Below are 7,355 nucleotides of genomic sequence, written 5' to 3'. Positions count from 1 at the left end.
TCTATGTCCAGGTCCCCGGTTATTGTTAGCACTGCATTGTTCGGCGCATAATATTTTTTAAAGAAAGCAATAAATTCATCCAGTTTTGCAGCATCCAGATGGGCCATAGAACCGATTGGCTGCCAGCTGTACGGGTGCCCTTCAAATAAATGAGTGAAGATGTTTTCGGCAAACTTACCATAAGGCTTATTGTCGATACGCATCCGCTTTTCTTCTTTAACCACTTCGTTTTGAGTCTTAACACCCGCATTGTCAATTTTCGGATGCAGCATGCGTTCGCTTTCCAGCCATAGCCCGAGTTCGAGCTGATTTGAAGGGAAGACCTCATAATAAAACGTCCTGTCCTGTGAAGTGTTGGCATTATTCTGTCCGCCATTGCTGCTGACAATCTTCATAAAATCTCCGCGCTTCATGTTGTCACTGCCTTCAAAAAGAAGATGTTCAAAAAAATGGGCAAAGCCGGTTCTTTGCGGATCTTCATCCTTAGAGCCGACATGATACATTACCGAGACGGCTATCACCGGAGCTGTTTTGTCCTGGTGAAGAATTACATGCAGGCCATTATCCAGGTCGTATTCGGTAAACTTTACCTGCTGGGCATTCACAGCCAGGCACAATCCCGAAAGAGCGAGAGTAAACAAGAATTTATTTTTCATTTTTTATAACCAATTGATGGAATTTGATAAGGTAAAAATCGATATTTCAGTCTATAATAGCAATGATTGTGGCTAAATCCGTAAATTTTACGGATAATGTCAAAATAAACGAATTATATATGGTTTTGACCTTCGAAGAACTGCGTTAATATGATTTTTTTCAACATAAGTATTTGTGCTCCGGGTATCCCTCCACAAATATATTGATCAGATCTCCAAGAACGGCCTGGGCCGGTGATAAGGTAAGTACTACGATTTATGCGGGTGAAGTTGCTATTGTATAACACCAGGCTATGATATCTGATGATTTGTTAATAGCAGTATAGATGGCTAAATTGCATTAAAATGAAGCTTACCTTAATCACACTTGGCGTTATTGCGTTTTTAGTTAGCACCGCAAATGCACAACATAAAACTAAACCGGCGGGTCCATGGCCGGCAGTGGAAAAACAAATGAAACCCTGGGTCCGCTGGTGGTGGATGGGTAATGCGGTAGATGAAGTTAACATCAGTAAAGTACTCACTCAATATCAGCAAGCCGGTATTGGCGGTGTCGAAATTACCCCGATATACGGAGCTGTAGGTTTCGAGAAAAGATACATAGATTTCCTGTCGCCCAAATGGATAGATATGCTGCACTATGCGGTTCAAAAATCCAATGCCCTTGGAATTGGAGTAGATATGAATACAGGTACGGGTTGGCCTTTTGGTGGCCCATTGGTAAAACCGGAACATGCTGCAACGAAGCTGATCGTCCAGCAGTACGAACTTAAGTCCGGCGAAAAGCTAAATGAAGCCATCAAAGTAAAGGAAACCAAACAGGACGCGGCGATATTGCAGGCAGTTACAGCATATGGCAATAGTGGCAAGACATCGGATCTGTTTAATAAAGTTGGTGCGGATGGAATATTGAACTGGATAGCTGACTCTGGTGACTGGAAGGTCTATGCAGCTTTTGCAGGCAAGACCCATCAGGCAGTGAAACGGGCAGCTCCGGGCGGGCAGGGTTTTACACTGGATCATTTGGATAAAAATGCGGTGACGAATTATCTGAGCCGGTTTGATTATGCTTTTAGCAACAAACCGCAGGGAGTAAGGGCGTTTTTTAACGACAGCTATGAAGTCTATAGCGCAAACTGGACACCTACTTTTTTTGAAGAATTCTCGAAACGCAGAGGTTATGACTTAAAGAGGCATCTGCAGGAACTGACCGGCAAAGATTCGGTAAGCGAAAAAGTGGCGCGTTTAAAATCAGATTACAGAGAAACGATGAGCGGCCTGTTGCTGGATAATTTTACGAACAACTGGACAGCCTGGGCACATAAATATGGATCGGTCACCAAGAACCAATCGCACGGCTCACCGGGAAATCTGCTGGATCTTTATGGGGCTGTCGATATTCCGGAAACCGAAACTTTTGGTTCCAGTCGCTTCTTCATCCCTGGCCTTCGCAGAGATAGCGGAGATGTCCGCAACGTAGATCCGGATCCTATGATGTCTAAATTTGCTTCATCAGCAGCACATACAGGGGGTAAACGCCTGGTTTCTTCAGAAACCTTTACCTGGCTGACCGAACATTTTAAAACTTCGTATTCACAATGCAAGCCTGAAGCGGAACAATTATTTATTGCCGGAGTAAATCATATCTTTTTTCACGGCACCACCAATTCTCCGGATGATGCAGTATGGCCGGGCTGGTTATTCTATGCTTCCGCGGAGTTTAATCCGAATAACAGTTTGTGGCCGCAAATTAATGGAATGAATGATTATCTGACCAGATGCCAGTCTGTGCTTCAGTCAGGTCAGTCAGACAATGAACTGCTCGTCTATTGGCCAGTATACGATGTTTGGAACCAGGCAAAAGGTATGGATATGGCCATTAAAGTCCACAATATTGATGAGTGGCTACATCCGACAGCTTTTTACAAGTTGTCAAAAGAACTGTCTAAATCCGGTTACGCTTTTGATTTTGCATCGGATCGGTTATTGGCACAATCTGCAGCTCAAAATGGTTTGATCAATACTTCAGCTAACGCATCACCTTATAAAGTACTCGTCATCCCTGAATGTGTTATGATGAGCCTGGAAACGCTTAAAAAAGTGATTCAACTGGCGGACGACGGCGCAACGGTTGTCTTTCAGCAATTGCCAAAAGATGTTCCGGGTTTGCACAAACTGGAAGAGCGCAGGGCACAGTTAAAAACAAGCCTGGCTAAATTGAATTTTGCTGATCCGGGGAATGGCGTAAAGCAAGTTAGGATTGGAAAAGGCATAATGCTGCTCACATCTGATGTTGAAAAGGCACTGGAAAACCGGGCTGTAAAACGCGAGGCAATGACTGATGTCGGCCTGCAATTTATCCGCCGCAGTTTTGCCGGCGGTAAATACTATTATATCGTTAACCATACTGCTGCAAACATTGATGCGGACTTGCCGGTCAATGCCAATGGAAGCGCATTGATGATGGACCCGCAAAGCGGTGCATCCGGACTTGCCGCAACCCAGGTGAAGGATGGACAGACAAGGGTTAGGCTGCAAATGCGGCCCGGTGAAGCCATGATCTTGAAAATTACGGATAAACCAGGTATTGATGCTGCCTCATGGGTTTACTTAAATAAACAGGCTAAACAAGTTGAACTGAACAATACCTGGTCGCTGAATTTTACGGCAGGCGGGCCAGAATTGCCTGCGACACAAAACTTAACTAAACTTGTTTCCTGGACAAGTTTGGCGAATCCTAAACTTCAGAACTTTTCGGAAACAGGTGTGTACACCAGCAATTTTATCCTCAACTCGAAAACGGCAAAGGAGTATGTACTCAATTTAAATCAGGTAGGCGAAAGTGCACGGGTTTGGATTAACGGGAAAGAGGTCGGGGTTTTATGGAGTATTCCCTTCCATGCCCGTATAGGGGAATACCTGAAAGCAGGAAACAATACCATTAAGGTTGAAGTGGTAAATCTGATGGCCAACAGGATCCGGTACATGGACCAGAATAAAATCATTTGGAGAAATTATAACGAAATCAATTTTGTCGATATCAACTATAAGGCTTTCGATGCTTCGAAATGGTCAATAATGCCTTCCGGTCTGATCGGCCCGGTTACCATCACACCTTATTTGTAAATTTTAACAAAAGGTTCTGTTTTACTATCGGCGTAACGCAAAAAAAATGTATTATTTTTGGGTATGTCCCAGTTAAAAATTGAATATGCTAAGGGAGATCATCCCTTCCCTGAAAACGGCATTGCTGACTTTTTGAATAAGGTGCTGCCCGTAGATGCGGAAGCCGTGCTTGATCCGGAAAACGAGCTTGTTCATCAGCTGCTATCCTATCATTCGGATGATGGCGGTGCGGTGACCTTAACCAGGTTAAAGCTGGATTGGGTAGAATACGATGCTGAAAAAAAGGCCGGGAAAATTTGTTTCAAATACCATTTAGCATGGCATTACGCCTGTTCATACAGCGATAAGGATTACGAGAAGACTGATAAGGTCGACTTTGTCATTGATCAGGAAGCAGGATTTATCGTTCTGACTTTCCTGGATCCGAACACAAGGTCAACCGCTGAAGAGTTTTAAGTTTATGGAAATACAGGTGTTGAAATGGGAATTTTGTGTCAGGAACGGGCCTGGACAAGTATGCCGTAAATATGCCGCAAACAAGTCGTAAAGAAAAAATAGCACCCTGACATACCTTTACGGCAACAAAATATTTAAAAGATGAAAAACACAGAATTAGCGCAAAAAATTAAAGACCTGCGTGTCCGTAAAGGACTGAGCCAGGAAAAACTAGCTGAGGCCGCTCAAATTAACCTGAGAACAATTCAGAGAATTGAGGGTGGGGAAACCGAGCCCCGGGGTGATACTTTGAAAAGAATAGCGAACGCACTCGATGTCACTCCCGATGAACTGATAGACTGGACCGAAAGGGAAGATAAAGGGTTTTTAGCATTTTTGAACATCTCCGCACTAAGCTTTATCGCATTTCCACTGCTGGGGATCATTGTTCCCCTTGCCATATGGATTTTGAAAAAGGATAAGATCAGTCATACGAATGAGATAGGCAAACGTCTGCTGAACTTTCAAATTTCCTGGTGCCTGATCCTGTTCCTGAGCTATGTGATTTTCTTTTTCAGCCTGATCTTTCACATCAGAATTCCGCTTCCGGACATTTCAATAATGAATTTGGGCCGCATGGAATTGCTGATCTTAATGGTCCCGGTCTTCTACCTGATCAATGTGGTATTTATTGTTGTAAACAGCATCAGGAGCTATAACGGAAAAAGGGTGTTTTACCACCCTTCATTTAGATTCCTGAAATGAGCTGCATTAGCTGCTATGTGGATAAAGCCGAAACTTTAATAGAGCCGCGGTACATTTTCAATTGCTCTTTAAGGATTTGCCTGGCCATATGAATCCGGGTCTTTACGGTTCCGATCGGGATATTCAGCTCTTCGGCGATTTCATGATATTTATAACCTTCGAAATACCTTAAAAATGGTCCTGAGTATTCCGGCTGGAGTTTGTCCAGTGCTTTATTGATGTCTTCCATTATAAATTTGTTTTCCCCTTTGTTGGTTTGCGCACTGCCCAAAAGCTGGAAGGAGGACAGGTCTTCTGAAGTTTGGATCAGCGCATTTCTTTTGCTCCCCCGGCGGTAATCGTTGATGAATGTATTCTTCATGATGGTGTACAGCCAGCCCCGGAGATTGGTACCCTGTTTATACATTTCATGGTAGCGGATCGCTTTGATGATGGTATCCTGCACCAGGTCATTGGCGTCTTCTACATCATTGGTAAATTTCATGGCGAAAGTCTCCAGGCAGGAGCGGTGGTTGCAAATCTCATTATTCAAAGTCATGTTTTCCATAGGTAGATGCTGTTTTTAGTTTTTCTTAGGATTCTGACTATTGCAATGACTGTACCAAACCGGCATAAAATCCCTCTTTTGAATATTTAATGAGTTGTTAATCAAGCCTTACCCATACAATTGACAGTTTTATCAGCCACATTCCTAAAATGAATGTTTAAACAAAGCTAAAGACGGAAATTGGCATAGTTGATGAAGAACGGGCAAACCTGTCCAACTTAATGGTCGCAACCGTATCTGTCTGCTCTAAAAGATCTTTTAATTACTGTTTTTTATTAAAAAATCATTAATATCATAAGATTAAGTCTTGTAGCTTTGATAAGACTACTGACCAAATTGCTACCAAATGAAAAAAATAAACCTGCTGCTGTTACTTTTAGGATTTACCCTGGCTGTCAGCGCACAGTTCAACCTGAAGAAAAAGCCTGTTGAGGTAAAGCATACCAAATTCAAAACCCTTGACCTCTTGTATAAAATTTCAGGTAAACAGACCATTTCAGGGATCCACAACCGGGAGCCCAACCGTAAGCCTGCAGCCTGGACTGACGAAGTGTTTAAGGTAACCGGCAAGTATCCTGCACTGTGGAGCGGAGATTTTCTTTTCCAGGCAGACAACATCAATAACAGGCAGATCATGATCAATGAAGCGGCGGACCAGTGGAAAAAAGGATCGCTGATCAACATCATGTGGCATGCCTGTAACCCCGCACTTGAGGAGCCTTGTGGCTGGGACAAGAAGGGAGTACTGAGCAAAATGACAGATGAGCAGTGGAAGGAATTGCTGACAGAGGGAACCAGGGTCAATGCAAAATGGAAAGGGATGATGGATGAAGTCGCAGGTTACCTGCAGCAGCTGGAAGATAAAGGGGTAGAGGTAATGTTCAGGCCTTTGCATGAAATGAACCAGGGCGTTTTCTGGTGGGGAGGCCGGCCAGGAGAAAATGGCACGAGAAAGCTGTACCAGACCACGCACGACTACCTCACCAAAACTAAAGGACTGAGCAACCTGATCTGGGTATGGGACATACAGGATTTTGGTACACTTGAAAACGATGCAGTAGTCTACAATCCGGGGGATGAATACTGGGATGTTCTTGCGCTGGACATATATGACGACAAAAGTGGCTTCAGCCGTGAGAAATATAACTTCATGGTTGGTGCTGCAAAAGGTAAACCCATAGCCATTGGCGAATGTCAGAAGTACCCGACAGCAGAACTGCTGGCCCGGCAAAATAAATGGACCTTCTTTATGGGCTGGTCCGAGCTGGTATTTAAGTACAATACCAATGAAGAACTCAACAATCTCATCAAATCACCAAATGTATTGAGCCTCGACGAACTTAAAGGCTGGTGAACTATTGTTATTGATTAGCCAGGCAGCTTCTTTTCCAGTTCTTCGATATTTTTCCCCAGCTCATTGATCAGGGGCTGTGCAATATCATCGTTGGATTTCCATTCCACTGTTGATTTGCTGCGGATGGGATAAATATGGCCGGTACGCTCTCCGTTGATGTAAATGATATAGTCGCCGGGTTTTGGCAGTTCCACTCTTATGGCCTGGGGTTCACCGTCTATTTCAAGTGTAAATTCGTATGGATTGAGGTCTTTTTCCTGCATGATCGTCAGCTGTGTTGCTATAGAACAAAGTACCCGGCTTATTGTTTTCCGTTAAATAAATATGCTTTTGCCCCGGTAGTTTTCCCTGAACTCTTTAGGGGTACATCCTTTTTTACTTTTAAAAGTACGATTGAAATTGGCTATATTGTTGAAGCCGCATTTATAGGCAATTTCTGCGATCGGGTGGGTCGTGTCGATCAGCATTCTGG

The 7,355-nt window shown here is 43.6% G+C and carries 8 protein-coding genes; 4 read left to right on the top strand and 4 right to left on the bottom strand.

Features of this window, described 5'->3' with window-relative positions; genetic code table 11:
- Positions 1 to 656: pitrilysin family protein (locus VK541_RS12190; RefSeq protein WP_324370421.1), on the bottom strand; the 656-nt coding region annotated here is incomplete at its 3' end.
- 345 nt (positions 657 to 1,001) lie between these two features.
- Between VK541_RS12190 and VK541_RS12185 the strand changes: the two genes are divergently transcribed.
- The 3 genes from VK541_RS12185 to VK541_RS12175 all read left to right on the top strand — a co-directional run bounded on the left by VK541_RS12185 (position 1,002) and on the right by VK541_RS12175 (position 4,982).
- A complete protein-coding gene (locus tag VK541_RS12185; RefSeq protein ID WP_324370419.1) occupies positions 1,002 to 3,782 on the top strand; it encodes a glycosyl hydrolase in 2,781 nt (926 codons plus the stop codon).
- A gap of 63 nt (positions 3,783 to 3,845) precedes the next feature.
- A complete protein-coding gene (locus tag VK541_RS12180) occupies positions 3,846 to 4,238 on the top strand; it encodes a hypothetical protein (RefSeq protein ID WP_324370417.1) in 393 nt (130 codons plus the stop codon).
- A gap of 141 nt (positions 4,239 to 4,379) precedes the next feature.
- The gene (locus VK541_RS12175; protein ID WP_324370416.1) at positions 4,380 to 4,982 is read left to right on the top strand and encodes a helix-turn-helix domain-containing protein; all 603 of its coding nucleotides are present in this window, start codon (positions 4,380 to 4,382) and stop codon (positions 4,980 to 4,982) included.
- 13 nt (positions 4,983 to 4,995) lie between these two features.
- On the opposite strand, the gene VK541_RS12170 is transcribed toward VK541_RS12175, so the two are convergent.
- A complete protein-coding gene (locus VK541_RS12170) occupies positions 4,996 to 5,529 on the bottom strand; it encodes an RNA polymerase sigma factor (RefSeq protein WP_324370414.1) in 534 nt (177 codons plus the stop codon).
- Positions 5,530 to 5,875: 346 nt separating this feature from the next.
- On the opposite strand from VK541_RS12170, the gene VK541_RS12165 reads away from it, so the two are divergent.
- Positions 5,876 to 6,883 carry a glycoside hydrolase family 26 protein gene (locus tag VK541_RS12165; RefSeq protein WP_324370412.1) on the top strand — a complete coding sequence of 336 codons (1,008 nt, stop codon included), beginning with the start codon at positions 5,876 to 5,878 and terminating at the stop codon, positions 6,881 to 6,883.
- A gap of 14 nt (positions 6,884 to 6,897) precedes the next feature.
- Here VK541_RS12165 and VK541_RS12160 read toward each other — a convergent pair whose 3' ends face one another.
- On the bottom strand, positions 6,898 to 7,146 hold the full coding sequence (locus VK541_RS12160; RefSeq protein WP_324370410.1) for a hypothetical protein: 249 nt from the start codon (positions 7,144 to 7,146) through the stop codon (positions 6,898 to 6,900).
- Between the two features lie 51 nt (positions 7,147 to 7,197).
- Entirely contained in the window at positions 7,198 to 7,350 is a 153-nt protein-coding gene (locus VK541_RS12155) for a helix-turn-helix domain-containing protein (RefSeq protein WP_324370423.1), read from the bottom strand.
- Positions 7,351 to 7,355: the final 5 nt, after the last annotated feature.

Origin of the sequence: Pedobacter sp., from assembly GCF_035317785.1 — a bacterium.
Lineage (GTDB): Bacteria > Bacteroidota > Bacteroidia > Sphingobacteriales > Sphingobacteriaceae > Pedobacter.
Note: the sequence above shows the minus strand (reverse complement) of the source record. Positions and strands in the feature narration are given on the sequence as shown.

Coding starts and splice junctions, on each gene's coding strand:
- VK541_RS12185 (WP_324370419.1), top strand. CDS start 1,002: ATGAAGCTTACCTTAATCACACTTGGCGTTATTGCGTTTTTAGTTAGC.
- VK541_RS12180 (WP_324370417.1), top strand. CDS start 3,846: ATGTCCCAGTTAAAAATTGAATATGCTAAGGGAGATCATCCCTTCCCT.
- VK541_RS12175 (WP_324370416.1), top strand. CDS start 4,380: ATGAAAAACACAGAATTAGCGCAAAAAATTAAAGACCTGCGTGTCCGT.
- VK541_RS12170 (WP_324370414.1), bottom strand. CDS start 5,529: ATGGAAAACATGACTTTGAATAATGAGATTTGCAACCACCGCTCCTGC.
- VK541_RS12165 (WP_324370412.1), top strand. CDS start 5,876: ATGAAAAAAATAAACCTGCTGCTGTTACTTTTAGGATTTACCCTGGCT.
- VK541_RS12160 (WP_324370410.1), bottom strand. CDS start 7,146: ATGCAGGAAAAAGACCTCAATCCATACGAATTTACACTTGAAATAGAC.
- VK541_RS12155 (WP_324370423.1), bottom strand. CDS start 7,350: ATGCTGATCGACACGACCCACCCGATCGCAGAAATTGCCTATAAATGC.